The 25,783-nt window shown below is 45.5% G+C and carries 19 protein-coding genes, 1 tRNA gene and 1 pseudogene; 18 read left to right on the top strand and 3 right to left on the bottom strand.

Features of this window, described 5'->3' with window-relative positions:
* Positions 1-124: 124 nt before the first annotated feature.
* Both RH949_RS29025 and rpsT read right to left on the bottom strand, forming a co-directional pair.
* Positions 125-325, bottom strand: a pseudogene (locus RH949_RS29025) (TatD family hydrolase); the annotation flags it as partial.
* Positions 312-635 carry a 30S ribosomal protein S20 gene (rpsT, locus tag RH949_RS29020; RefSeq protein ID WP_446358063.1) on the bottom strand — a complete coding sequence of 108 codons (324 nt, stop codon included), beginning with the start codon at positions 633-635 and terminating at the stop codon, positions 312-314. The pseudogene RH949_RS29025 and the gene rpsT, both read right to left, overlap by 14 nt.
* Positions 636-847: 212 nt before the next feature.
* On the opposite strand from rpsT, the gene hisD reads away from it, so the two are divergent.
* The 15 genes from hisD to RH949_RS28945 all read left to right on the top strand — a co-directional run bounded on the left by hisD (position 848) and on the right by RH949_RS28945 (position 22,820).
* Complete coding sequence (hisD, locus tag RH949_RS29015; protein WP_006099443.1) at positions 848-2,158, top strand: histidinol dehydrogenase; 1,311 nt, start codon at positions 848-850, stop codon at positions 2,156-2,158.
* Between the two features lie 265 nt (positions 2,159-2,423).
* Positions 2,424-2,849, top strand: coding sequence for a universal stress protein (locus tag RH949_RS29010; protein WP_006099308.1), 426 nt, complete (start codon positions 2,424-2,426; stop codon positions 2,847-2,849).
* Positions 2,850-3,176: 327 nt separating this feature from the next.
* On the top strand, positions 3,177-5,417 hold the full coding sequence (locus RH949_RS29005) for a PAS domain-containing sensor histidine kinase (protein ID WP_446358060.1): 2,241 nt from the start codon (positions 3,177-3,179) through the stop codon (positions 5,415-5,417).
* A 251-nt stretch (positions 5,418-5,668) separates the two neighbouring features.
* Positions 5,669-5,750, top strand: a tRNA-Leu gene (locus RH949_RS29000).
* Entirely contained in the window at positions 5,724-6,071 is a 348-nt protein-coding gene (locus RH949_RS28995; protein WP_446358058.1) for a hypothetical protein, read from the top strand. Before RH949_RS29000 ends, RH949_RS28995 begins: the two co-directional genes overlap by 27 nt.
* Positions 6,072-6,322: 251 nt before the next feature.
* Positions 6,323-6,784 carry a hypothetical protein gene (locus RH949_RS28990; protein WP_446358056.1) on the top strand — a complete coding sequence of 154 codons (462 nt, stop codon included), beginning with the start codon at positions 6,323-6,325 and terminating at the stop codon, positions 6,782-6,784.
* Positions 6,777-7,172, top strand: coding sequence for a hypothetical protein (locus RH949_RS28985; RefSeq protein ID WP_446358054.1), 396 nt, complete (start codon positions 6,777-6,779; stop codon positions 7,170-7,172). The genes RH949_RS28990 and RH949_RS28985 overlap by 8 nt, the downstream gene beginning before the upstream one ends.
* A gap of 73 nt (positions 7,173-7,245) precedes the next feature.
* A complete protein-coding gene (locus RH949_RS28980) occupies positions 7,246-7,689 on the top strand; it encodes a hypothetical protein (RefSeq protein WP_446358052.1) in 444 nt (147 codons plus the stop codon).
* A gap of 283 nt (positions 7,690-7,972) precedes the next feature.
* The gene (locus RH949_RS28975; protein WP_446358050.1) at positions 7,973-14,056 is read left to right on the top strand and encodes a hypothetical protein; all 6,084 of its coding nucleotides are present in this window, start codon (positions 7,973-7,975) and stop codon (positions 14,054-14,056) included.
* Positions 14,057-14,089: 33 nt separating this feature from the next.
* Complete coding sequence (locus RH949_RS28970) at positions 14,090-14,794, top strand: pentapeptide repeat-containing protein (protein ID WP_006099171.1); 705 nt, start codon at positions 14,090-14,092, stop codon at positions 14,792-14,794.
* Positions 14,795-14,850: 56 nt separating this feature from the next.
* Positions 14,851-15,111 carry a hypothetical protein gene (locus RH949_RS28965; RefSeq protein WP_006099518.1) on the top strand — a complete coding sequence of 87 codons (261 nt, stop codon included), beginning with the start codon at positions 14,851-14,853 and terminating at the stop codon, positions 15,109-15,111.
* A gap of 84 nt (positions 15,112-15,195) precedes the next feature.
* Positions 15,196-15,669 carry a YbjN domain-containing protein gene (locus RH949_RS28960; RefSeq protein WP_006099355.1) on the top strand — a complete coding sequence of 158 codons (474 nt, stop codon included), beginning with the start codon at positions 15,196-15,198 and terminating at the stop codon, positions 15,667-15,669.
* A gap of 241 nt (positions 15,670-15,910) precedes the next feature.
* Positions 15,911-16,171 carry a DUF4926 domain-containing protein gene (locus RH949_RS28955; protein WP_446358047.1) on the top strand — a complete coding sequence of 87 codons (261 nt, stop codon included), beginning with the start codon at positions 15,911-15,913 and terminating at the stop codon, positions 16,169-16,171.
* 377 nt (positions 16,172-16,548) lie between these two features.
* On the top strand, positions 16,549-16,809 hold the full coding sequence (locus RH949_RS28950) for a hypothetical protein (RefSeq protein ID WP_006099458.1): 261 nt from the start codon (positions 16,549-16,551) through the stop codon (positions 16,807-16,809).
* Positions 16,810-17,360: 551 nt separating this feature from the next.
* Positions 17,361-22,820 (top strand): CHAT domain-containing protein, encoded by a 5,460-nt coding sequence (locus RH949_RS28945; RefSeq protein ID WP_446358045.1) that lies wholly within the window; start codon positions 17,361-17,363, stop codon positions 22,818-22,820.
* 121 nt (positions 22,821-22,941) lie between these two features.
* Here the strand turns inward: RH949_RS28945 and RH949_RS28940 are convergent, their stop codons facing one another.
* Positions 22,942-23,463: a hypothetical protein gene (locus RH949_RS28940; protein ID WP_446358043.1), complete on the bottom strand. Its 522-nt coding sequence runs from the start codon at positions 23,461-23,463 to the stop codon at positions 22,942-22,944.
* Positions 23,464-23,752: 289 nt separating this feature from the next.
* On the opposite strand from RH949_RS28940, the gene RH949_RS28935 reads away from it, so the two are divergent.
* From RH949_RS28935 to RH949_RS28925, 3 genes are all read left to right on the top strand, one after another.
* On the top strand, positions 23,753-24,217 hold the full coding sequence (locus RH949_RS28935) for a hypothetical protein (protein ID WP_446358041.1): 465 nt from the start codon (positions 23,753-23,755) through the stop codon (positions 24,215-24,217).
* Between the two features lie 119 nt (positions 24,218-24,336).
* Positions 24,337-25,362: a hypothetical protein gene (locus tag RH949_RS28930; protein ID WP_446358039.1), complete on the top strand. Its 1,026-nt coding sequence runs from the start codon at positions 24,337-24,339 to the stop codon at positions 25,360-25,362.
* 64 nt (positions 25,363-25,426) lie between these two features.
* Positions 25,427-25,657 (top strand): hypothetical protein, encoded by a 231-nt coding sequence (locus RH949_RS28925; RefSeq protein ID WP_006099261.1) that lies wholly within the window; start codon positions 25,427-25,429, stop codon positions 25,655-25,657.
* The last annotated feature ends 126 nt before the right edge of the window (positions 25,658-25,783 follow it).

The following is a 25,783-nucleotide window of genomic DNA, read 5'->3' as shown; positions in this document are numbered from 1 at the left end:
GGGAGCTGGGGGAGCTGGGGGAGCGATAGTGAAAAATTAATAGGTTGCCCTATTAATCCTCTTTTTGACCCCTTCGCTGAGCTGATCAAGTAGACTTTAACGGCTGGCGATCGCATTCCTATAGCTAGTTACTAGAGGCACTCGGCAGACTTAGATTAAATAGCCGACAGGCATTCTGGGTAGTTTCTTCTGCCAAGGTTTCCAGGGGAATGTGCCGCAGTTTGGCAACACAATCGGCAACATGGTACACGTTAGCGGGTTCATTGCGCTTCCCCCGTTTGGGTACGGGGGCGAGGAACGGACAATCTGTTTCAATCAGCCGTCGTTTCAGCCGCTGGGGGATTCAGTTGAGCTTGTACCTTCTTGAGCTGCTTTACCAGACGGGATTTCTTACGAGAACCATTGTTACTGTGCAGGACGCGCCGCTTCACCGCTTTGTCTATCTTAGAGTAAGCAGCAGACATACGATCTTTGACATCCTGCAACGATTCAGGACTTGGCTGGCGGGCGTAATCCTCGACAGCCTCAAAATATTTTTTCATCAGCGTTCTCACCGCTGATTTATAGCTTTTATTGCGAACTCGGTTTCGTTCAGCGATTTTGATACGTTTAAGAGCAGACTTACTATTAGCCACAGAAATCTTCCGGAAAACTAAGGTTTCAGATTCTAATTTACAAAATACCAGAACAACTACTATAACATCTATGTCAAAAGTGTCGCGAGTCCAGAAAAATCCAGGTAAGCTAGAGAAGAGAGTCTAGGGAAGGACGGACTCCCGGTCAGGGAACTCTCTGTTCCTATCCTAGTCTCCCACGGATAATACCTCATGATAGGCACTCCGACTCCATGCTGCGAATAATCACTCAGCAGGCTGAGGCAAAAAATGAACTGCGGCGGATCTGCGATCGCACCTCCCACGATGGAATCATGCACAAAGAGGCGACGGTGCGAGAAGTCTTGCAGACGGTAAAACGCCAAGGGGATAAAGCCCTCTTGCACTATACCGAAGAATTCGATCATCAACGTTTAACCCCTGACCAACTGCGTGTCAGTGGCTCAGAACTAGATGCTGCCTACCAGCAAGTATCCAAGGAACTCCTGGATGCGATTCAGTTGGCAGCACAGCAGATTGAAGCCTTTCACCGACAGCGCGTTCCCAAATCTTGGGTGCAGTTTGGCGATGATGAGGTGGTTCTGGGCAAACGCTACACGCCAGTGGATCGAGCCGGACTCTATGTTCCTGGCGGTCGAGCCGCTTACCCAAGTACGGTGTTAATGAATGCGATTCCGGCAAAAGTGGCAAAAGTGCCTCAAGTCGTGATGGTCACACCTCCGGGCTTGGAGCAAAAAATTAATCCAGCCGTCCTCGTCGCTGCCCAAGAAGCGGGTGTGAGCAACATTTACCGCGTCGGCGGTGCCCAAGCGATCGCGGCTTTAGCTTATGGCACCGAAACCATTCCCAAAGTGGATGTAATTACTGGTCCAGGAAATATCTACGTCACCCTGGCAAAGAAACTCATCTACGGGACTGTGGGCATTGATTCCCTTGCCGGTCCTTCTGAGGTACTAATTATTGCCGATAGTCACGCCAATCCTGTTTATGTAGCTGCCGATTTATTAGCACAGGCAGAACATGACCCCCTAGCCGCAGCAATTCTGATCACGACAGACTCGACATTGGCAAAAAATGTCCAAGCCGAAGTCAAACACCAACTACAGGATCATCCCCGACGCGAACTCACCGAAAAAGCGATCGCGCATTATGGCTTGATTGTCATCGTCGATTCCCTGGAAACAGCCGCCGAACTCTCTAATGAATTTGCCCCCGAACACTTAGAACTAGAAATTACGGAACCTTGGGACTTACTCAACCAAATCCGCCATGCGGGTGCCATCTTCCTGGGAACATCCACCCCAGAAGCCGTTGGTGATTATATCGCCGGACCCAATCACACCTTACCCACCTCTGGTGCTGCCCGCTACGCTTCGGCGTTAGGTGTAGAGACATTCATGAAGCACTCGAGTCTAATTCAATATTCCTCAACCGCTCTGAATAAAATGGCAGGAGCGATTCAGATATTGGCACAAGCCGAAGGATTACCTTCTCATGCCGATTCCGTGCGCTTACGCACCTTTGGCGAAAGGCATTCGGATTGAGACAGAGTAGGGGGAGCTGGGGGAGCTGGGGGAGTAGGGGAAGCTGGGGAAGCTGGGGGAGCTGGGGAAGCTGGGGGAGTTAACTCAAAACTCTACCTTACCTATTGCCCATTCCCGATTGCCTATTCCCTGTTCCCTAACAAATGACAAATGACCAAGGACAAAGGACAATTTGTCAAACCAGTAGACAAAACCTCTGATCAAGAGGGAAAATTCCTATTGCTGGGAGCCGATCGCTCGTAATCACTCATGAGGAGAAATTTTGGTGCTAAAGACGATTCTGGTAGCTCTGGACAGCTCAAAGCCAACCTATCGCTTAATTGAGACCCTAGATAACCTACAAATAACATCAGCCACCAAAATTATCTTGTGCCATGTCATGCCTCCTCAAGACCCTGACATGGACATCCCTGTTGATCGTCCACACCCTTCGGAGGAGTTCCTGTACCAAGAAACCGAACAGCAACTGCACCTGTATCAATCCAAACTCCCCTGTTCCAGTGAAATTCAAATTGTTAACGGTGATCCCGCCGCAGAAATTATTCGCCTTGCCCATATTCACCACGCGGATTTAATTGTGATTGGCACTCGTGGATTGACAGGCGTAAAGCGAATTTTGCAAGGTTCGGTGAGTAGTCAGGTGGTGGCTGACGCTCCTTGTTCGGTATTGGTGGTTAAGGGGGATGAATAGTTAGGGGTTGCTGAATAAGTCTTGTAGTGGGGTAGGGAGCAGGGGAAGCCGGGGAAGCCGGGGGAGCCGGGGGAGCCGGGGGAGCCGGGGAAGCCGGGGGAGCCGGGGGAGCCGGGGAAGCAGGGGAAGCCGGGGAAGCCGGGGGAGCCGGGGAAGCAGGGGAAGCCGGGGAAGCCGGGGGAGCCGGGGGAGCCGGGGGAGCAATGATACATTTTCCCTGATAGCGGTGCAAGGGTATGAAAGGGTTTTACCTTATGCTGAACACAAACTCCGGAACGATAGTAGAAAATATGGAGGTTAACAGGGTGCAGCTATTGTGTATAAAAGATGACCGCAGAAACCTTTGATCAACAAATTACCCTATCCCTCAGACGAGTCGAAACGCTGTGGCAACAGGCACACGAATCACTGAAATTACCAGTACAGGAGTCTTCTGGAACGGAAGACGTGCCAAACCAGCAGCAACATTTATTACTGGAGAGTTTGACCGAACTGTCCCATTCCCTGCAAGAACTACAATTTGCCGCCGGAGAACTACGCCAACAAAATGATAAATTAGTCCAAAGCCAGATTGCCTTGGAAGCGGAACGCCAGCGTTACCGGGAATTGTTTGAGTTTGCTCCCGATGGCTACCTGGTTACAAATCCCGACGCGATCATTGTTGAGGCAAATCAAGCCGCCGCCCATTCGCTAAACTTTTCTCCAGAACGTCTGGTGGGCAAATCCTTCGCTGTTTTTGTCGCGACTCAAGAACGACGGGACTTTTATTACAAGTTAAGTCAGTTAAAACAGGGGGAGTCGATCAATAATTGGCCCGTCCAGATTCAACCCCGTGGTGATACCTCATTCCTCGCTTCTCTAACCGTCGCGCCTGTGCAAAATCCATCGGGTCAGGTGATTGGATTGCGCTGGCGGTTACAAGATTTGACGATCGCACGCTATAAAGATTCTATGCAATCCCACGTTCATTCTCGGTTTGGTTCCATTGTGAATCGAACAGTTATTGGTCTAGGACTTCTAGATCATCAGGGGAACCTGATCGAATATAACCCCAAACTTCAGGCAATGCTCGGTTGTCCGGCTGAGGAATTAGCACCCACGTTGATGAGGTGGATGAATTTAGATAAGCCAGGAATGGAATCGGCAATGTTTCGCCAATTAATCGCGGGTGAACGTCATTCCTACCAATTGGAGAAGCCTTTCCATCATCCGGATAGCCCCATCGAATGGGGACGACTTACCGTGGCGCTGGTGCAGGAGACATCAGACGAACCTATTTCAGTCATTTGTATCTTGGAGGATATTAGTCAACAAAAACGTCTGAAAGCCGAACAACAAGAAGTAATTCGTCGTCAACAGGCGATTCAGCAGCAACAAGCGGTTAAACAACAAGCCAGTCAGCCAGAGAAAACGTCTCCTGTTCCCCCTCCTCCTGCAACTCCAGACACCTCAGTCGAACAACTGGGACAACTACTAAATACGATTCTCTCCAATTCTAGTGACTTTTTTCTGGTGTGCGATCGCACGGGCAGATATGTCTATGTGAATCAAGCCGCAGCTCAGGCGTGGGGACTTAGCCAAAAGGATTGTATTGGTAAAACCTGGCATGATCTGAAGGTATCCACTGAGCAGATGAAACAGTTGGATATTCAACGGGACATTGTTTTAACTACAGGACAATCTATCTCCGACGAAATTACTTTAACCACGGTTGAGGGGGTGAAGGATTACGAGTATACAATGACCCGTTTGGATAATCTTGAGGGGAACGGCGGTGCCGTTGTGATCACGTTTAAAGATTTGAGCGAACAAAAACAGGCGAGGGTAGCCGCTAGTGAAGCCATGGCAAAAGAAGCGGAATATCGGGCGCTCAAATCCCATGTTGACCGATTGGCTTCCGTGATTACCCAAGAACTCCGCCATCCTCTGAACACGATTTTTTCCCATGCGAAATACCTGGAAACTAATCCCGATTCCGACACGGAGAATAACACCCTTTACTATCTCCAGCGCATCCAAGGAAATGCTCAACGGATCAACCAAATCCTGAATGATCTGCTATTGATTAAAAAGATTGAAGCCAAGCAACTGCGTTTAAATCTCACGGAACTGGATTTAACTCCGTTGTGTCAAGAATTAATCACCCAATTACAGGAACGTACACCGTCGAAACCTCAGATTAGTTTTGTTGGTTCAGAATCCTGTTATGGCGTAGGTGATGAAAGATTGTTGCGTCGGATGTTGACAAATTTATTAATTAGTGCATGGCGATATGCACCAGAGGATAGTCCGATCAAGTTGGAATTGGTGTGTCAAGATGAAAAGGTGGTATTTCGTATACCCGATTTCGGCAGTGGGATGCCCGAATCTGAGCAAAACGTTCTCTTCAACGCCTTTTACCTAGATAGTCCTGTTGAAGCCGTAGCGGGGAGTGGTTTAGGGCTGATGCTGGTTAAATATTGTGTGGATGTACAAGGCGGTGCGATCGCGGTAGAGTCTCAAGCAGAAGCAGGAAGTACGGTGACGATTACCCTACCTTTACCACAACCTAGGCAGGATAACCCCTAGGCGATGACGATGGGGAATTGATATAGCAATCGCCATAGCGGTTAGGACACATCATTTACGTAGAGACGCGCCATGGCGCGTCTCTACAGTGTTTTGGAGGGGTATTCAACCTGAATTTGATATAAGCAGAGGCTTGACGCCCACTTGGAGGCTTTCAGGCGATAGCAACGGGAAAATAAGGCTTTCAGCGTTATGTCGAAGTCAGCTAACCAAATCGTCAAGTTTTTGCTATGATAGCTATCGAGTGAGTCGCGGACGTGGCGGAATTGGCAGACGCGCTAGATTTAGGTTCTAGTACCGTAAGGTGTGAAGGTTCAAGTCCTTTCGTCCGCATTTGAGAAGAACAAAGAAACTTCTGATCTTCCTGATCGAGAATTCAAAATATTAGATCAGGAGCAAAATATTTTGTATACATCAGATGAACAATTTGATATACGTCATACAACCTATTTCTTGTGGGGAGTAGATGACCGTGTTTGGGTATATTCTGGTGATACAGGGACTTTTTTCTGGGAAAATGAGCTGGACACAAAAGAATGGCAGCAGCACGTATATAAACGGTTGCACTTAGTTAAATCTGACTATGTAATGGTTGAAAAACTTAAGCTCATAGAATCCGGTTCCCCTTCTCCCCATGGAGGGAGAAGGGGTTAGGGGATGAGGGGGTAAATCTTGATATTCTGGCGCTGAATCATCCAGACACCCCGTTTGTGAGTGGGGGAAATCTCAGTTTAATCAGTGATGGGATTATTTGGGGGGATGTTAAGTTTTCCTAAAATGAGTGAAGTGCGATCGCCTGTTTAGGGGTATGCTTAAATATATTTTCTGCTACCCATCTCATAGAAGCGATCGCGCCTCCTGGGAGGGACAGAAAAGACCAGCGTCAATCAGGGGAACCTCTGGTCATGTCTTTCCGAGAACCCATCCGCAAACCCAATTTCTCACCTTTGAGTCGGAAGTCCGACACCAATCCGTTGCAGCGACGTCGTTTCAAAGTTCCGAAACCCAAAAAACCTGTGGTAAGACGCTCACCGGAGGAACAGAAGGCGTTTTTGCAACAGAAATTGGATCAGTCGGCTTTTGTCGGTTACAACGGTCTTAATGTCCCGGTTAATGTCCCTCAAACCCCACCCCCGCAACCTGTACAGGAACAGTCCACTGATGCAGGGTTAGAAGATAAGGCTCAACAGCCAGACGTTTCCGAGGCGGAAGCAACAGAGACTCAGGAAGAAGAGACGATTCAGCCAAAGGAAGGTTCAGAAGCAGAATTATCACAGAACCCCGAATCCCCGGATACAGAGGTAGAGGGAGTTGCTGTCACCCCTGCTCAACCCTCAGCAGCAGACACTACAGTCAAAAGTGCTTGAACTTGCTAAGACCATAGGAACAGGTTCCGGAAAAATTGCTGAAACGTTTCATGTAAGTATTGAGAATGGAGAGAGTATCGTTGGCTATCAGTATTTACATGGGACAAATGCCAACGTAGGAGACTTTCAAATTACAGGAACTTCATCAAGTGTTTTTGACGCAGGTGGCACAAGAACTATAACTTTAGCTCTTTCCTATACTTGGAATGATGTTATAGATCCTAATCCTCAGTATACAACGGACAATATCAAGAGTTTATTTGCCGAGAGAATTACTCTAGGAAGAGCAGAACCTTATACTATTCATATCACTTGGAGTTCCCAGTCTATTGTGGAAATTGATGCATCAGGAAATGTAATTTCTAGTGAAGGATGGCCCTTTAATTAAAATTAAAAATCATGATTCACCTGAAATAGAGTGCTTATAAAGCTTACTCGATAAGAATGAAGAGGCGTTGGTCATGAACAAAACAATAGTTTATTTAAAAAAGCTATTTTATAATTTATTGGTTTTACTAATCGTTTTAACAAGTTGCCAGGAAAAAGCTATGGTTTTACCAGCAGAAGTTGCAACAGTAGAAAAACCTGCTATTTCACCATCAGGAAAATATACTCTTGTTATAGAAAGTAATGAAAACCCTGATCTTCCTTATCGAAAATTTAAAATCTTAGATCAGGAGCAAAATATTTTATATACATTATCTGAACAATTTGATATACGTCATACAACCTATTTCTTGTGGGGAGTAGATGACCGTGTTTGGGTATATTCTGGTGATACAGGAACTTTTTTCTGGGAAAATGAGCCAGACAAAAAAAAATGGCAGCGTCATGTATATGCGCGTAGTGATGTGCCAGCACCTAGCTATTTAAAGGAGCAAAGACCTAGATTACATCAGCGTTGAACCCTTATTGTTTTCTGTTCCCTGCTTCCTGTTCTCAATACATGATCGCACATAGCAGAATTTACACCGTGAAAAGTCACATTTTACATTAGATTCGGTTGGGGAAGGCGTTGCACCCTCTTTGGTAACAACGGGGGATGTTAAGTTTTCCTAAAATGAGTGAAGTGCGATCGCCTGTTTGGGGGTATGCTTAAAGATATTTTCTGCTACCCATCTCATAGACGCGATCGCGCTTCCTGGGAGGGACAGAAAAGACCCGGGTCAATCAGGGGAACCTCTGGTCATGTCTTTCCGAGAACCCATCCGCAAAAAGAATTTCTCACCTTTGAGTCGGAAGTCCGACACCAATCCGTTGCAGCGACGCCGTTTCAAAGTTCCGAAACCCCAGAAACCTGTGGTGCGACGCTCACCGGAGGAACAGAGGGCGTTTTTGCAACAGAAATTGGATCAGTCGGCTTTTGTCGGCTATAACGGTCTTAATGTCCCGGTTAATGTCCCTCAAACCCCACCCCAGCAACCTGTACAGGAACAATCCGCTAATACAGCACGAGAAGATAACGCTCAACAGCCAGAGGTTTCGGAGGCGGAAGCAACAGAGACTCAGGAAGAAGAGACGATTCAGCCAAAGGAAGGTTCAGAAGCCGAATTATCACAGAATCCAGAATCCCCAGAGAAAGAAGTAGACGGAGTTGCTGTTACCCCGGCTCAACCCTCAGCAGCAGAGAGTGGAAACAACCCATCCCCAAAACCGAATTTACAAGCTCAAAAGGAAAGAATATCGCGTTTGAGTTCCAATTTGCTGACTGTTCCTGTTAACACTCAAGGGAAAGAGTCTTCTCCAGTGCAGAGGAATGGGCTTCAGGATGGGTTAGAACAGTATCACCCCAAAATAGAACAGAGAACTCATTCTGTCTTTAATGGGTTGAATCGGTTTAACGTTCAACCATCGAGTCAGCCAGAAACGGTTCAGCGCTCATGTTCCGCCTGTGAGCAGGAACAGAAAGAGGAAGAAGAGAAGCACACAGGAACCATCCAGGCGAAAGCTGACATAGCGGGTGCTACAGGTTTGAATAAAAACCCGTTATCGTTACAGGGAGATAACCTCACTCCTACGCTACAAGCTAAGACAATTGAGGAGCAGGAGTCTCTAACTACATCCAACAAAAATCCGTCTCCAATATCCGTAGATAAGAAAGTAGCACCACTTCCGGCTAAAGAACTTCCACCACCTAATGCTCAAACAACCACAAGCGCAGAATCTCAGCCAACGGAAACTTCACCAGATATTGCACAAACCAAGAAGCCGTTAGTCACAGAGACAGAGACTCAAGAAGTACAAAAACCTGCTCCGGCTGAACCCCAGTCTGTCAATCAACCCCAAGCAAAAATCGAGTCACCTGCTCAACCTGCACTCGCAAAAGACGCGAAACCGCAAGCACAAGGTAGTGAAACTCAACCGGAAGTTGCACCAGAACCCACGCCAGAAGCTAAATCCCAAGTACAAGATAGTCCAACTGAATCCCCAGCTACCCCAGCACCCACCACAGAAACCCAACCGGAAGCACAAGGGGGTACGAGTAAACCCGAAGTCGCGCCAGCACCGAAACCTGAAGCCAAATCCAAAGCACAAGATAATTCAACGGAATCCCCAGCACCCACAACAGAAGCTAAACCAGACACAGAAGGTACTGCACCTCAACCGGAAGCCGAATCCGCACCGACTGATACTGAAGGGAAAACTCAACCCCAGGAAAAAGCCACTGAAACTCCGGCTAATACGGAAACAGCCAATACGGGTGCTGGAGGTATCCAAACCCCTGATTTAACTCAAGCTAATCAGGGGACATCTTTAACGGCTATGTGGCAACAGCAACAGGATCAGATGGATAATACTGATCAAAATGTTGCTCAAACTATTGATCCGAGTCAGGAACCCAAAGCAGCTTTACAACAAGCCCTACAACAAGCTAAACAAAAATTTGCGGCGACTCCCCAATCGGGTAAAGATAGTCCCACCTCTGAACCTTTACCTAAACCGCAAGTTGAGCAAATTAACAAACCCGCTAAAGAAACTCCTCCGGCGACAGAAACTCCTCAAGTTACAGCAACTCCCGACATTAAAGAGGGTGCTACACAAACGCCTCAAATAGAAGACAAAGCAGCAGATGTTACTCCGGCTGAACCGAAACAAGACGCAACGCCTGAGCCTGCAACTGAAGCACAAGAACCAGCGGAACCGGAAAAACCCCAAGTACAATCAGAGGAGAAAGCACCGCCTGAAACTAAACCTCCATCTGACGCAGAGGTTAAGGAAACGCCTGAACCGAAAGCTAAAGACAGTGAACCTGCTGAAGTCGAGAAAAAAGCGGTAGAACCAAACGTTAAGGAAGAGGTTCCACCTGGGGAAGAAGCTGTAGCGGTAAAAGATGCTGAACGTCATGCATCCGTTAAGCCAGTTGATGAACAACACGTTAAATCCGGTCAAGTTGTTCAAAGAAATATCATTCAGGATGTTGGTAATGCTATTGGCGATGTAGCTGGAGAATCCCTTGATTGGGCAAAAGGGCTTTTAGATTCCCTTGAAGGGGAGGCTAATAGTAAGAAGGGTGATTTACAAGCGGAGTCTGAGGGTAAAAAGTCAGACGTTGATAAGGAAGCAAGAAATAAAGGAGACGAGTTAACTGCTGACGGTAAAACCAAGGCGAATGAGGTAACGTCTGAGAGTAAAACCAAGGGAGATGAATTAACCTCTGAGAGTAAAACTAAGGGAGACGAGTTAACCTCTGAGAGTAAAACTAAGGGCGATGAGCTAAACTCTGACGGTAAAACTAAGGGAGACGAGTTAACCTCTGAGAGTAAAACTAAGGGCGATAAGCTAAACTCTGAAAGCAAAACTAAGGGAGACGAGTTAACCTCTGAAAGCAAAACTAAGGGCGATGAGTTAACCTCTGAAAGCAAAACTAAGGGCGATGAGTTAACCTCTGAGAGTAAAACCAAAGGTGACGAGTTAACCTCTGAGAGTAAAACGAAGGGCGATGAGTTAACCTCTGAGAGTAAAACCAAAGGTGACGAGTTAACCGCTGAGAGTAAAACTAAGGGCGATGAACTGCAAGCTGAGACTCAAAGCACTACCCAAGGATTACAAACGGATGAAACCAGCCTGCAAAATGAAACAATTGCTGAACAAGAAAATCTAGAAAATCAAGTTAGTCAAGAAGTACAAGGGATTCAAGAGCAAGCCACGGATTCGGCGGGTGCAGTTGAACAAGGTTGGTCAAAATTAGAGAAAGATGCCAAAGACACGATATCCTCTTTAGATGGTGAAGCTGGGGAATTATGCGCTCGCTATCAAGGTAAAGCCCAAGAGTTTGTTAACAATCTTGACAATTTCCCAAGTAATGCAGCTAAACAATTAGGTCAAGCTTGGGAAAGCCTGAAACAAGAAGCACAGGAAGCATGGCTTGATTTCATGCTCAAGGCTAACCCGGTAATTAAGGTGGTTAGCGAAAAATGGGATCAATTTAGTAATTGGGTGCAGGAGGATGTTTGGAATCCGCTGACTCAAAAGATTGGCACAGCTACGCAATGGGTACAAGAAAAAGTCGGTGCAGTTGGTCAATGGGTTAACGAAAAATGGTCGGTTTTAAGTGGTAAAGCCAAGGAAGGCTGGAACTTTATCCAAGATAAAGCGGGTCAAGCTCAAGAGTTTGTCGCTGACAAGGTTAATTCGGCGCGTGAATGGATAGGTGGTAAAGCGGAAACGGCTTGGAATTGGGTTGATGAGAAGACAGCAGGTGCAAGGGCGTGGGTTGGTGAGAAGGTTGATGGCGCTAAGGCGTTCGTTGGTGAGAAGGTTGATGGTGCTAAGGCGTTCGTTGGTGAGAAGGTTGATGGCGCTAAGGCGTTTGTTGGTGAGAAAGTTGATGGTGCTAAGGCGTTCGTTGGTGAAAAGGTTGATAGTGCCCAAGCCTGGGTTGGTGAGAAAGTTGATGGTGCTAAAGCCTGGGTTGGTGAGAAGGTTGATGGCGCTAAGGCGTTCGTTGGTGAAAAGGTTGATAGTGCCCAAGCCTGGGTTGGCGAGAAAGTTGATGGTGCTAAAGCCTGGGTCGGTGAAAATGTAACCCCTGCGGTTAATTGGTTAACGGATAAAGGCAGTGCTTTCTTATCCTCTGTCCAGGAAAAAGGTCAGGCGTTTGCATCAAGTGTTCGTGAAAAAGGAAGTGCCATTTTAGAATGGTTTTCCGGAAAAGTCAATTCGACTATCTCTGGTTTGGAACAAGCTAAAGATTCCGCCGTCTCTGGTTTACGGAGTGAAGTTGATAATAGCTCACAATGGTTGGAGCAAAAGAGTAGTAGTGTTGCCACTTTTGTGGAAGAGAAAGGAAACAGTGCGGCAGACTTGATAAATGAGGGAAGCACTCATGTTTCTAACTTTATTGAAGACAAAGGAAACCAGACAGCCACATTTATAGACGAGAATAGTAGCGATGTTGCCAACTGGTTAGAGGATAAAAATAGTACAGCGGCTAATCTTGTCGAAACGGCGGGTAATAATACAGCAACATTTATAGATGACAAGAGTAGCGGTGCGTCTAACTTGGTTGAGGAGAAAGGAAATGGTGCAGCAACGTTTATAGATGACAAGAGTAGCGATGCATCTACCTTTATTGAAGACAATGGAAACAAAGCGTCTGAATTCGTAGACAACTATGGACATAAAGCCGTTGATGTCGTAGATACCGCAGGAACTTACGCGATTGATTTTATCAAGAATCCTAAACAAGAAGGAGAAAAACTCCTTAACCAAGCGGGTGAAGGGATTCAAGCTGGATGGGAATGGTCTAAGGAAAAAGCAGGTCAAGCGGCTGATTGGTCAAACAATCAAGTCGATTGGGTAGCTGGAAAGGTTGATGAGAATGTTATTCAACCTGTTTCTGGTTTTGTACAGGAACAATGGGGTAGGCTTCAAGGTTGGATGGAATCTACTTTTCCGGGTTTAACTCGTTGTTGGAAAGTCTTCCAAGAATATAGCACCGTCTTTAGCGGGTATCTGCAACAAAAAGCTGAGAAGGTTGTTAAATGGTGGAACGAAACCTATCCAGCAATTAGTGCTTGGGGGCATGGTATTTTAGACGTTGTCGGAATGGTTGGAGATGTATTCCCAGGAGTAGGAAATATTGTAGCTGCTGTAGCTGATATTCTCAATACGATTTGGTATGCCGCAGAAGGTGACTGGGTTAATGCTGGATTATCCGCGATCGCGATTATTCCTTATATTGGTACGGCGGCTAAAGGCGGTAAGTATGTTAATAAAGGTCTGAAGTATGTAGATGACATTATTGGATTGGTGCGTAAATATGGCGATGATGTCATAAACTTGTTTAGGAAGTATGGCAGTAAGATTGCTGAGTTATTTCTTAAATATGGTGATGAAGTTATCCAGGTATTTGCCAAGTATGGTGACAATGCTCTGAAGTGGTTAAGTCAACAAGGAGATAATGCTTTCAAAGGAGGTAAAGAGGTTGTAGAATGGCTGGGTAAACAAGGCAAAAAAGGTCTTGATGCCGGAGCCGACTTTATTAAGAAGGGTAAAAGTAAAGCAGACGATTTTTTAGGAAAAAATCAAAAATCAATACCTGAAGATAGACTCCGTAATTTCCAACGGGTAGAAAACCTACCTGATGGTCATCAATTAAAGTATTTAGAAGACGGAAGAGTATTTTTGTGTTCGCCATACTGTACTGACGTTACAGAGTTTGCGAATACTTACGTGGAGGTATTAGAGCAGACTCCTATCCTTAAAAATAAATTGGCTGAAATTGCGAACATCAGCGATGAAGCTGAAAGGTTGTCTGCTTTGAAGAAGTTGGAGGATTTAGCGAGAAAGAAAAGAGTTAAGTTGGATCAGGCTCGCATCGATAAACTCGATGAAGGTATTGCTAAATTGGATCAAGAAATAGCTGACGGTAAAATTCCCATAGACCCAGCAGATCTGGCTTGGTTAAATAAAAACCATCGTCATAAAGAGCTAGCGTTTGATTTCGCGACGAAGCGTTATAAAATTAAAGAGGCAAAGGTTGCTTTAGCAGCCGAAGGCTCAGGTGTCATTAAAGGACCAGCAAGACGACCAGCTGATATAGATCCAGATATTATAGATGGAAATGGTTTTGGTTGGGATATTAAAAGTTATGAGCCAGGTAAAAATCCTCAAGAGATTGCAAATGATTTACTCACCTATGCTAAAGGAGAGGATATCCTTGCCGATTTGACTGGATTGAGTGCAGCCGAGCGAACAATGGTGGAAAATTTGGTAAAATCTGGTCTAACGCCAGATCATAAGCAGATCAAGTTTGCTTTTATACCTTGAACATATAGATAAAAGGACGTATTTATCAAGAAAATGAAAAAAGTTTCACAATTAGAATTAGATGCCATTCTAAGCAAAAAAAAACAAGCTTATGAAAAGGGAGATTTTGAAGCTAGTCGTTTGATATTTCAAGACTTAAATCTCTCTGGTCTTAATTTTCGAGAGTTTAAAACGGTAAAAGCTGACTTGATTAATCTTGATCTCTCAGGTGCAAATTTAAGCAAAGTTTTTTGGGAACAATCTAAATTTATTTCAGTTAATTTTACTGAAGCGATTTTTCAAGAAGCAAGTTTAGATCAAAGTCAGATTTCTGATTGTAATTTATCGTCTTGTAAACTATGGCAGGCCAACTTAAACTCTGTGCAAGCCTATAGATCTTCGTTTGTTAGTGTAGATGGATTGTGTGTATCTTTGATTAAAGCTGATTTCCACGACTGCAATTTTAAGAATGCGAATTTTGAAGAATCAACCGCAGCTAAATCGAGCTTTATTCGTTCATTTATGCAAAGGTGTAGATTGGCTAAAGCCGACTTGCGAAGAGCAAGATTTATTAACTCTGATTTGCGTTTTTTGAATATTGCTAACGCGAATATATCAAAAAGCAAATTTATTGAGTGTATGCTATTTGGTATTGATATCAAGGGAGCTATTACCACAGATTCAGTTGGAAAGAATATTGATATGAGTCCGGAAGGAGATAGTTCAAATATAATTAATGAATTATATTTTGAAACTTAATATAGCCATACTGTAGAAAGTTATAATTGAGAAAAAGTTGGTAACAAGTGAAGGTAATGGAAAATATAAATTTACCAAACCAAGACAACCAAAACCTAACCCCCACTCCCTCTAAAACCTTACAACAAGAATACCAAGAAGCCTTGTTAAAATCTGGCATTCAAGCCGCTAAACTACTCAATGAGTTGATCGAGTTAAAGTTAATGCCAGACCCCCGCGCTAAAGAAATGGTGGATGTTGCCTTGGAGGTGATAAAAATAATTCATTCAGCACCTGAAGAAATTGTCAATTTTAAAGAAAACCATGAGCAGCCTTAAGGATTATCTGTAAATTAAGTAAATTGGCAATCCGTCAATCCTTGTATTAGTCTTTGGCAATACGATGACAGGAAAACTCCCAATGTGACACCTGAAGACATTCCCTCAACACAACCCATTTTTGCCGCCATCGTCAATTTCTTCACAGAAGACAATTGGCACTATGCCCAGCTAGAAAAACAGTCAACTTTACGCCTAGCGTTTAAGGGCAAAAATGACCAATACGACTGTTATGCCCAAGCGCTAGAATCACAGCAGCAGTTTATCTTCTACTGCTTATGCCCGATTAAAATTCCCAAATCTAAGCGTAGAGCTGTAGGAGAGTTTCTATCGAGAGCCAACTATGGCATAATTATCGGCAATTTTGAGTTAAATTTCGATGATGGGGAGATTCGTTACAAGACTAGCACGGCTGTCAAAAATCACTTGCTTGATTCAGACACCATCAAACAGTTAGTTTACACCAATGTGAAAATGATGGATGAATACCTCCCTGGTATCATCGCTGTCACGAAGGGGGGAGTGTCGCCAGCCGATGCGATTCACGATTTGCCATAGTTGACGAGATCAGGTAACACTCCGAACTATTTGGGAAATCACAGCTAATACCAAGTTGCGTTCTATCATGTCATTCTGAGCGAAGCGAAGAATCTGGACAGATGCTTCGCGTCACTCCGTTTCACGGAGCTTGCCCTCGAACGAAGTGAAGGGTTCTGCTCAGCATGACAGATTCTACCTTAGACTGCAACTTGGTATAAAAACCAACAGCCACGTTTAATATCTGCATTTATCAAGTGATATGGAAAATCTGAATTTGCTGGATACAATTGCAACGTTAAAACCGATTCCCTTGAAGCGGTTGCATTTAGTTGAATCTGACTATGTAAGGGTTGAAAACTTGCCAGTCGGACAGGTGGGTACAGTTGTCAATATTTATGATCAGCAGGAAGAACCTCACTATTTAGTTGAGTTTGCTGATTTACAGGGGCGGGAATATGCAATGGCTACATTGAAACGAGACGAAGTTTTGATACTGCACTATGAACTTTCAGTGGCTTAACAATAGCCGGATTTACGACTCTCTTGATTCAGAGACAATTAAACAGTTGGTTTACACCAAAATGTCAAAAATGGCTCTCATCTTTGTAGTGTGAGCATCTTGCTCGCTACCCATTCCCAATTTAAATGCATGATAGCTGAAGACAAATGGCACTGACTTTAGAGTTTGTAGTAAGTGCTGTCTTCACTTCTGGCACTAAAGTGCCTACTACGAACCCAGCTTAAGATGGGTGGGTAATGCCCACCCTACGGTATATCAAAGGTTTCGGTGATCCAAAAATGCTTATTTCACCACCATTGAATCTAAGATATGTCAATATCGCTCTTGAGTTACTTTCAACTAGACTAGAACTGTATTGAACCTCTCAAACAAGCAATATGTCTCTCAGCGAACTTTTACCTACTGTTAGTCAACTCTCTCATCAAGATAAACTTCGACTTATCCATTTTCTGCTTCTTGCCGTTGCTAAAGAGGAAGGATGCAGCCTAGAACCTGCGGGCAATAGTGATTCAGCTAATGCACTGTTGAATCAATTGGCATCAACAGAAGCCGTTGTCTGGTCTCCTCAAGCAGATCAAGCAAGTGTTCAAGCCTTGTCGGATCTTTTGGTGGCGGCGCGGAGAGAAACTAATGCTTAATGGTCAACGATTCCCGTTCATGTTCCGTTTTCGCCTGTCTTATTGGCATTTGCTTGGACTCAATCAAGAGATGCGCCTGTAATCCTGGGACATACAAACTTTTTGGCGGAATTTAATGTGTGTTTTTATCGCCATGAGTTAGCTTTTGAGGTTTGTCCAATAGACAAATGAACACAACAGATGTTCAAGCTTTGGGGCGCAAGGCTTCATCCGTGTCAACTACAGGCGAGAAAACCAATGCTGGCAATGTTTTAAACTGTGTCTATCTACTCCTCAACATTTCCCCCTCATCCCCTAACCCCTTCTCCCACCGTGGGGAGAAGGGGGATCGGATGCTCTTGCTCCTCTCTTGCTCCCCTCTCCCAAGCTTGGGAGAGGGGCTGGGGGTGAGGGCTGGCGTGGGAGAGAGGTTTTAAAAGTAAGACCACTAACGGGTTAGACTGTTGGGTTTCGACTTCGCTCAACCCAACCTACGGTGAAAAGGCGCACCCTATTTACAGCCGCTAATTATTTATGCTTAAATAATTTTAGATATACATCTGCTATGCCCCATGAATATTTTCACTCAAGGACAGGGGCGGCTGTTGGCAGGATTGGCATTAACCTTTACTATTGCTCAATCCCCTGCTTACTCCCAACCCATTACCCCCGCCGCCGATGGTACAGGAACCACGGTTACTTCTGAGGGAAACCGCTACGATATCCAAGGGGGTAAAGTTTCCGGGGATGGGGTGAATCTGTTTCATAGTTTTGAGCAGTTTGGACTCGATACAAACCAAATTGCGAACTTTTTGTCTAATCCAGCGATTCAAAATATCCTGGGGCGGGTGATGAATGGTGAACCGTCGCTGATTAATGGGTTGATTCAGGTAACAGGGGGACAATCTAACCTATTTTTAATGAATCCGGCGGGGATTATTTTTGGTGAAAATGCTCGGCTGAATGTTACAGGTGATTTTACTGCAACCACGGCGACGGGGATTGGTTTTCAGGGGGGATGGTTTGAGGCGTTTGGTAGCAATAGTTACAGCAATTTAGTCGGGAATCCCAATGGATTTAAGTTTGAGACAGTGCAGCCCGGAGCGATTATTAATGCGGGTGATTTAGAGGTATCAGAAGGACAGAATCTTGCGCTGATTGGTGGTGGGGTGCTGAGTACGGGGAATTTGACAGCACCAGACGGTAATATTTCGGTGATGACAGTACCGGGAACGAGTCGGGTACGGTTGACTCAAAAGGGACAGCTTCTGAGTTTGGAGGTTGAATTACCGACAGATAATCAGGGGAATTTGTTGGCGATTGAACCGTTAATGTTACCGGAATTGTTGACGAATGGCGGTGTGGTTGAAGCGACGGGAATCACGGCGGCGGATGTGGAAGCAGAAGCGGGAGATATTGTTGTTAATCGGGTAACAGGATACACAGCAACGTTATCGGCTGAAGGGGATATAACCTTAGTTCCGGTTGGGGAAGGCGTTGCGCCCTCTTTGGTAACAACCGGGGATTTAAATCTATTGGCGAAGGATACGGTATTGGTAAGAGATAACCAAACCAGTCCTTTTTTAGCCCAAGCGGGGGGGAATCTTTATATTCAGGGGAATAATGAAATTGATATTCTGGCGCTGAACCATCCAGACACCCCGTTTGTGAGTGGGGGAAATCTGAGTTTAGTCAGTGATGGAATTATTTCTGGCGATGCTCACTTTGCTAGTGGGGGTGGCTTTTCAATACTTAATTTAGCTGGAGAACCTGGAACGTTTAGAAGTATCAATGACCCAATTATTAGTGCTAATGGAGATGTGGAATTCGGGGATTACACCGGAGCTTCTATTAAGATAGAAGCAACTGGAAGTATCATTGGGGGTGAGATAATAATCAATAATCCAGATATCGGGTTAGCTCCAAATCCTAATGATCCAGATGTTGAAATTTTACGAAATAGTCCAGCGCTTATTTTAAGAGCTGGATTAGATACCTTACTTTATGCTCCCAATGTACCAACATCAGCAGAAGGAACAACTTTTGACCCACCGGGAAATCCATCATCCCTACCTCCAGAAAGCATTCAGATAGGTGATGTTAATAATTCAGAGCAAGATAGGAATGGTGTTACAGTCATTTTAAATGCTACAGGCAACATTCAGACAGGAAGGCTGACAACAGACAACTTGGTTGGTGATGGGGGTTTCGTAAATTTAGAGGCTGGAGGTAACATTTCCACAGGTGGGATTTCTACTATAGCAGGCAACATGAATGGTGATGGTGGTGAAATTAGCCTAACCGCAGGTGGTAGCATTACTTTAACAGGAGACGTTCTCAGGTCTTGGTCTCCCCAAAATGGTAGTGATATTACTTTCACGGCTACAGGCGATATTTCAATTAATTGTACAAACACAGCATTTTGCGTAGAGACTTTTTCTGGAGGAATACCAGGAGTAGAATCTAGGGGCAATAGTGGTAACGTTACATTTATCAGTGAGGAGGGATCAATTAATGCTGGTGAAGCCTTGATCAATGCTACTAATGGTACTAATAATCCTGGAAATGTTACTATCAGTGCCAAAGGTAACATTTCTCTTCGAGATATTGCGACAAGACTTGGAGCAAACGCCAATACTGGAGTTGACGGTGGTTCGATTACTATAATCAGTGAAACTGGCTCTATTAATATTGCTGCTAATGTGAATTCCGCTAACTCCAGCGCTACTAATGGTAACGGTGGTAATATTACTCTGGAAGCAGATGGAAATATTGAAGTAATTGATATCTTTGCCAATTCCAACGGTGGGAATGGTGGCAATATCACTATTCAGGCTGGTGGAAATCTCAAATCAGATGATATACATTCGTTTGGCGCTTTAGATGGTGGGGATGTCAATCTTACTATTGGTGGTACATTTGACGCCTCTGATAATGATCCTGCTGACAACACTATAGGTGGAATACTGTCTTGCTCCGGCTTAAATGATCAGTGTGAGCAAGGGAATGGCACGGGAGGTACTATTACCGTTAACGCTACTGATAATATCATCATCGGTTTTGCTGATGCATCGGGTCAATTAGGCGGTGGAGATATTAACTTGACTAGCACAGAGGGAAGTATCGAAATTGAGTTTGACGTTGGTTCAGAATCTAGCAATGGAAATGGTGGCAACATAACTCTAGAAGCGGGTGAAAATATTCAGTTCACTGATGCTAGCTCAACGGCTAATAGTGGAAATGGTGGCACGATCAAGATTCAGGCGGGTGGCGACCTAACATTTGATGATATAGGAACATTGGGTTTTGTCAATGGTGGTGATATCAATCTCACAGTTGGCGGTACAGTTGATAATAGTCAAAAAGATCCCTTTAACGATACTATAGGTGGAATACTTTCCTGTTCTAGCCCAGATGATCAGTGTACTCCCGGCAATGGTACAGGAGGTTCTATTACCCTCAATGTTGATGGCGATATCCTGATGGGGAAGATTAATTCCTCCGGTATATTGGCAGGTGGTGAGATTAATTTGACTAGCCGCGATGGAAGTATTGATACTAGCGCCGGAACCCTGAACTCATCCTCAGAAAATGGCGCGAGTGGCGCGATACTTCTTGACGCGGATGACGAGATTAACGCCAGTGAAATTGATTCGAGTTCCACGAATGGGAGTGGCGGTAAAATTGACCTCTCGGCTGGAAATCAAATCACGATTAGCGACGCAATACGATTCGGTTCAACTGACAAAGGTGGCGATAGTCTAACCCTGAATACTCCCGGAGAAATTACCCTCCCCGAAACCCTTTCTATCGGCGGTGCGGATATTATCGCGGGAAATACCAATCCCCTGAGTAATCTTGTTTTCTCCTCAGATGAGAGTCTCAACACCGAGGGAGGAAATCTTTCCCTCACCTTCGCCGATGGTTTCAGCGTAAATAACCCCATCTCCACCACAGGCGGGAATTTCAGCCTAACCGGAGGAGGCGCGATCGCACTCCAATCTCCCATCGATACGGATGGCGGTACGATTACTATAACCGGAAATACCATCGACGCGATCGCAGCCACTCTGGATTCCTCTTCCACCACTGGCGCAGGCGGTAATATTTCCCTGATAGCGGAGAATAACCTATTGGCGGGAACCCTCGACACTTCAAGCACCACGAGTGTTGGCGGTGATATTAGCCTGGAAAGTCAAACAGGTGCAGTCGAAAGCGGCGACTTAATCGCGACGGGAGAAACTGGGGGTGGAGACGTTACCGTTACAGCACGCGATCGCATTATTACCCAAGAAATCAATACCAGTTCAATATCAGGAAATGGCGGAACTGTCAAGTTAGACCCCGAAAATGGGATTCAAGTTACCCTAATTGACGCCCAAGGGGGTGCAGAAGGAACAGGCGGAACCGTTGATATTACCACCGAACAATTCTTCCAAGCCACTGGCACATTTAGCGACCAAAATAACATCATTGCCAGCATTTCTACGGCGGGGGGCGCTGGTGAAGGGACAATTACAATTCGCCACGATGGTGGAGCCAGAGGAATATCCTTTGATGTCGGTGATGCTACGATAAACGGTACGGCGGGAGCCTTAACAACCAGCGCCAACAATTCAATCTTACCCTTTCAATCCTTTCCGGGTCCCTACAGCCAAGGTGCTATTTCAATTATTACCACACCCCAACCCTTACCAACCCAACCCGAACCCCAATTCGGTATCCAATTAGCACCCCCCCAAGCTGATCCTCCCGAATCTCTAACCGTTACACTGAACCGTCGCGGTTTCCCCTTAGAAGAATTATTTACCCGCGAATTTGAACAATATCTAGGAATCTTCAATCCTTCCATTAGCAATTTAAGTCAAATTCGGATAACATTGAGCAAGATTGAATCCGCCACAGGTCAAAAACCTGCCCTGGTTTATACTGTCTTTTACCCCACCCGAATTACACCAAACTCCGGTTCTTTAACTAATCCCATTCCCCAAGATAATGACTTACTCCAACTGGTTGTAGTTACACCAACCGGGGAACCGATTTTTATGCCCATTCCCGGTGCAACTCGCGCTACTGTTCTAGCGGAAGCCCAGAAATTACGCCGTGCAATTACTAATCCGATTACCCGCAGTACCAACCGTTATTTAGCCCCAGCCCAACAACTGTATCAATGGATAATTGCCCCAATTGAAGACCAATTACAAACCCAAGGAATTCAGAATCTCAGCTTTATCATGGATGGAGGATTGCGTTCCATTCCCTTACTGGCTCTCCACGATGGCGAACAATTCCTGATTGAAAAATACAGTGCAGGTTTAATGCCCAGTATCAGCTTAACCGATACCCGCTATCGCGATATTAATGACTTCCAAGTTTTGGCAATGGGAGCCTCTGAATTTACCGACGCCAACCCCTTAAAAGCTGTCCCAGTTGAACTAGCCGCGATTACCCAAGAACTATGGCAAGGAGAATCCTTCCTCAATCAAGAGTTTACCCTGGAAAACCTAAAAACCCAACGTCAATTACAACCCTTTGGGATTGTCCACTTAGCCACTCATGGCGAATTTAAATCAGGACGCCCAGAAAACTCTTATATTCAGCTATGGGATACCAAACTACGCCTTGATCAACTGCGTGAGTTAAAGTTGTATGAACCCACAGTAGAATTGTTAGTCCTAAGTGCTTGTCGCACCGCCGTGGGGGATGAAGAAGCCGAGTTAGGCTTTGCCGGGTTAGCGGTACAAGCCGGGGTCAAATCGGCGCTGGGAAGTCTCTGGTATGTCAGCGATGAAGCGACATTGGGATTAATGACTGAATTTTATCGTCAGTTAGAGACAGCACCGATTAAATCAGAAGCGCTGCGACAGGCGCAACTAGCGATGATTCGGGGAGAAGTGCGGTTAGAAAACGGACAATTATTGGGGAGTGGGGAGAGTATTTCGTTACCTCCAGAATTAGCCGAAATTGGAGATAAAGACTTATCTCATCCCTATTTTTGGTCAGCGTTTACGATGATAGGTAGTCCATGGTAAATAAGTAGGGTCTGCTGAATAAGTCTTGTGGGAGGGTAGGGAGCTGGGGAAGCAGGGGAAGCTGGGGAAGCAATGTAGAGACGTGCCATGGCACGTCTGGGAGCAGGGAACAGTTTTAAGGTTAAATTCTCCACCATAAGAGTCCACCCACTAATGCAGCAATAAAAACCAGAGCCACCCAGATAAATTGATTATCTTTGGTATTAACCGTACTCAGATCGATCGCCTCCGGTTCAATTTGCTTTTTCAAACTGGGATTGCTTCTAGTCACCCCACTACCCCGGCGATCTCTAGGATCACTTTCAGAAATAGCACCTAAATCGGGAATCTTGGTCATCCATTCCTCGGGTCGCTTGAGTTGGGGGGCTTGGAGGATGTAGAGTAAGCTAGTAGACTGTTTGCGAATATCCAGGTCAGGATGCTTTGTCAGTTGCTGACCGAGGGCGATCGCTTCCGTTTGTTGTCCGGCGGCTTCATAAGCTGTAACTAGCCACATTTGCGCCTCTCCCCCGACGCGAGAATTGCGGTTGATCAAGGTGCAGGCTTTTTCGAGATGCTTCACCGCAGCGCGATAGTCACCCCGCTCAAAGGTAGCTTTTCCGGCTTGGTATTCGACGCGGAACTGTTCTTTGTCATTGGTCATTGGTCATTGGTCAAAAACTTGACATCATTATCGAGACACTAAGTTAGTGCCATTGGATGAAGTTGTATCTGGCTTTTGGGTTGTATATTGAAATTACATGAAAACCTGCCAGAATTAAAGCGCTAAGGAACTAAGGGGGTCAACCTGATATTCGCGTAAGGTTGGACTGACAACCGTATTCAGCTTGGATAGGTACACTGATAAGGAAATAGAATTGCCGGATAAGGGATCAAATTTTGCGCTTCACTAAATCGCTGACTCGCTATATAACCTATTTTGAGGTGAAATAATGCTGAAATTTTCTCTCCTGCAACACCGTTGGCTGAACATTATGCTCACGCCTTTAACCGTGGGAGTGGTTTGGATGATAGTAGGGGATAGCGCTGTAGAGGCTAGACCGATTCAGTCGTCGCGCTGTTCTTCAGTGATTTACGGTAGCCCAATTCCAGCGCCAGTGCCAGTTAATCCAGTCACCGGACGACCTTGTACTTTTTCCTCTGGGGGTTCATCCTATCGCAATTATCGCGATCGCGACGATTATCGATATAAAGAGCCGATTCGGGGAACCATTCGTGATTCTACACTAATTAACCCCACGATTATCGATTCGACTATTTCCGATTCTGTCCTGGTTGATCCTGTAATTATTGATACACCCCGGTCTACCAGACGCCGAGTTCGGTCAGGTAGAGTCCGCATCCGAGGCTCAGAGGTGATTGATCGTTCTTCGGGAATCCGGATTCGGGTTCGGTAATCATTTATAACGATAAAATTGTACTAATACTGTTTAATTCGATAGACAGTTTCTCGAATTGAACAGAATTAGAGCGATGGTACTGAGACGATGTGTTTCAGTTACCGAGAAGATTTAATTTGAACTTCAAGCCAATGCCAGTCACTATCCACACTCAGCGAACCAGTCGTTTTATCGATCCCTGGTCTTATATAGCTTTGGGAGCATCAGGGTTGGTGCTACTGGCATTGATGGGGTCTCAGTTCTTCTATAGAAAGCTGGTATCGGAGACGGTATCCGTTGAACCAGAGGAATCGGTGCAACTGGAATCGACTCAACTCGAACCTCAACTTATTGGCGCGTTGCGGATTGATGTGAGAGCATTGCTGCCAAGCAATACCTGGGTGATCTACGAAATTCAAATTCTTGATCAAAATGGAGACGTGATCGCCTCTGCGATGAAGGAAGCCTGGAGTGAGTCGGGGACGTGGTACGAGGATGGAGAGTCAGGGAGTTGGTCGGAATCGGATTTGCAGGGAGGACTCGACGTTCAGGCAAAGAAAAATGAGAACATAACCGTGGCAATTGCCGTGTTGGAGTATGGTAACACCTCTGGACAAGAACTCCAACAACCCGTGGAATTTAAGGTGACGGTGGAAAATGGAGTTGTAGATACCCGCTATTTGTGGTCTGGTTTAATCGGTTCAACAATTCTGGGACTTATCGCCATTCTTGCCACACCCGTGTCAGGGAAAACCGCGATCGCGAAAACTATTCAAGATAGTGATCCCAGTGGACGCGCTACGGTGGGAGGGGCTGATCAGCTCGTGCGGGTCAAGATCAATGTTAAAGCTGACGAAACCTCACCGCGACAGCTAAACGCACGTCTGGTGATTAATGATTCCTATGGGGAGCAAATTTATGCCCATACTTTACCTATGCATTTCATCTTGGGAACAGAAGATACCAAGAGGCATCAACTCCAATGTTTTTTCATCTTAGATCCTCGCAGTTCCTACGGGTTTCATGTGGATGTGATACCAGATGCACCCGTGGATCAGACCAAACTGACTGTACGCGATCGCAACCGTACTCTGGTTCCCGTCGAGGTTGTCCACATTCGCCCATCTCCTTTATCGGATCATCCCCAAGATAAACACCCCTGATCAAGCACTCGTTCATTGTCTGAGTAGAGAACTCAAAACTCTGTTCATCCTAGGAGTTTAACCGATGTTAACTAAAATTTTTGCCGGGGCTGCGATCGCGATCGCCCTCTTGACAATTACAGCCGGATATACACAGCGTTCTGCCCTCGTCCTACGATCCGAGAAACAGGATAACTATTGGCCCCGACATGGAACAGGATTATCGGGCGGTTATCGCGGCGGAACATGGATTCTTTTACCCAATCGGTCGTCTTATGGCGGATTTCGTGGCGGCGGTCCGAGTGCAGGAAAATAGGGATTGGGGACGTTTTTTAGTCTATAGACATGCCATAACACTTCTGTAGGGGCGGGTTTAGGGAATGTTGTGGCGCTGTTGACGATAACCTTTGTTCAAAACCCGCCCTCCCTTATCCCCCCTGTT

This window comes from Coleofasciculus sp. A1-SPW-01, from assembly GCF_040217205.1.
GTDB lineage: Bacteria > Cyanobacteriota > Cyanobacteriia > Cyanobacteriales > Coleofasciculaceae > Coleofasciculus > Coleofasciculus chthonoplastes_A.
Note: the sequence above shows the minus strand (reverse complement) of the source record. Positions and strands in the feature narration are given on the sequence as shown.

Bases quoted from the DNA above. Each gene is read 5' to 3' on its own strand.
- RH949_RS28945 (WP_446358045.1), top strand. From the start codon at position 17,361: ATGAATATTTTCACTCAAGGACAGGGGCGGCTGTTGGCAGGATTGGCA.
- RH949_RS28970 (WP_006099171.1), top strand. From the start codon at position 14,090: ATGAAAAAAGTTTCACAATTAGAATTAGATGCCATTCTAAGCAAAAAA.
- RH949_RS28935 (WP_446358041.1), top strand. From the start codon at position 23,753: ATGCTGAAATTTTCTCTCCTGCAACACCGTTGGCTGAACATTATGCTC.
- RH949_RS28950 (WP_006099458.1), top strand. From the start codon at position 16,549: ATGTCTCTCAGCGAACTTTTACCTACTGTTAGTCAACTCTCTCATCAA.
- RH949_RS28990 (WP_446358056.1), top strand. From the start codon at position 6,323: ATGTCTTTCCGAGAACCCATCCGCAAACCCAATTTCTCACCTTTGAGT.
- RH949_RS28975 (WP_446358050.1), top strand. From the start codon at position 7,973: ATGTCTTTCCGAGAACCCATCCGCAAAAAGAATTTCTCACCTTTGAGT.
- RH949_RS28955 (WP_446358047.1), top strand. From the start codon at position 15,911: ATGGAAAATCTGAATTTGCTGGATACAATTGCAACGTTAAAACCGATT.
- RH949_RS29005 (WP_446358060.1), top strand. From the start codon at position 3,177: ATGACCGCAGAAACCTTTGATCAACAAATTACCCTATCCCTCAGACGA.
- RH949_RS28980 (WP_446358052.1), top strand. From the start codon at position 7,246: ATGAACAAAACAATAGTTTATTTAAAAAAGCTATTTTATAATTTATTG.
- RH949_RS28925 (WP_006099261.1), top strand. From the start codon at position 25,427: ATGTTAACTAAAATTTTTGCCGGGGCTGCGATCGCGATCGCCCTCTTG.
- hisD (WP_006099443.1), top strand. From the start codon at position 848: ATGCTGCGAATAATCACTCAGCAGGCTGAGGCAAAAAATGAACTGCGG.
- RH949_RS28965 (WP_006099518.1), top strand. From the start codon at position 14,851: ATGGAAAATATAAATTTACCAAACCAAGACAACCAAAACCTAACCCCC.
- RH949_RS28940 (WP_446358043.1), bottom strand. From the start codon at position 23,463: ATGACCAATGACAAAGAACAGTTCCGCGTCGAATACCAAGCCGGAAAA.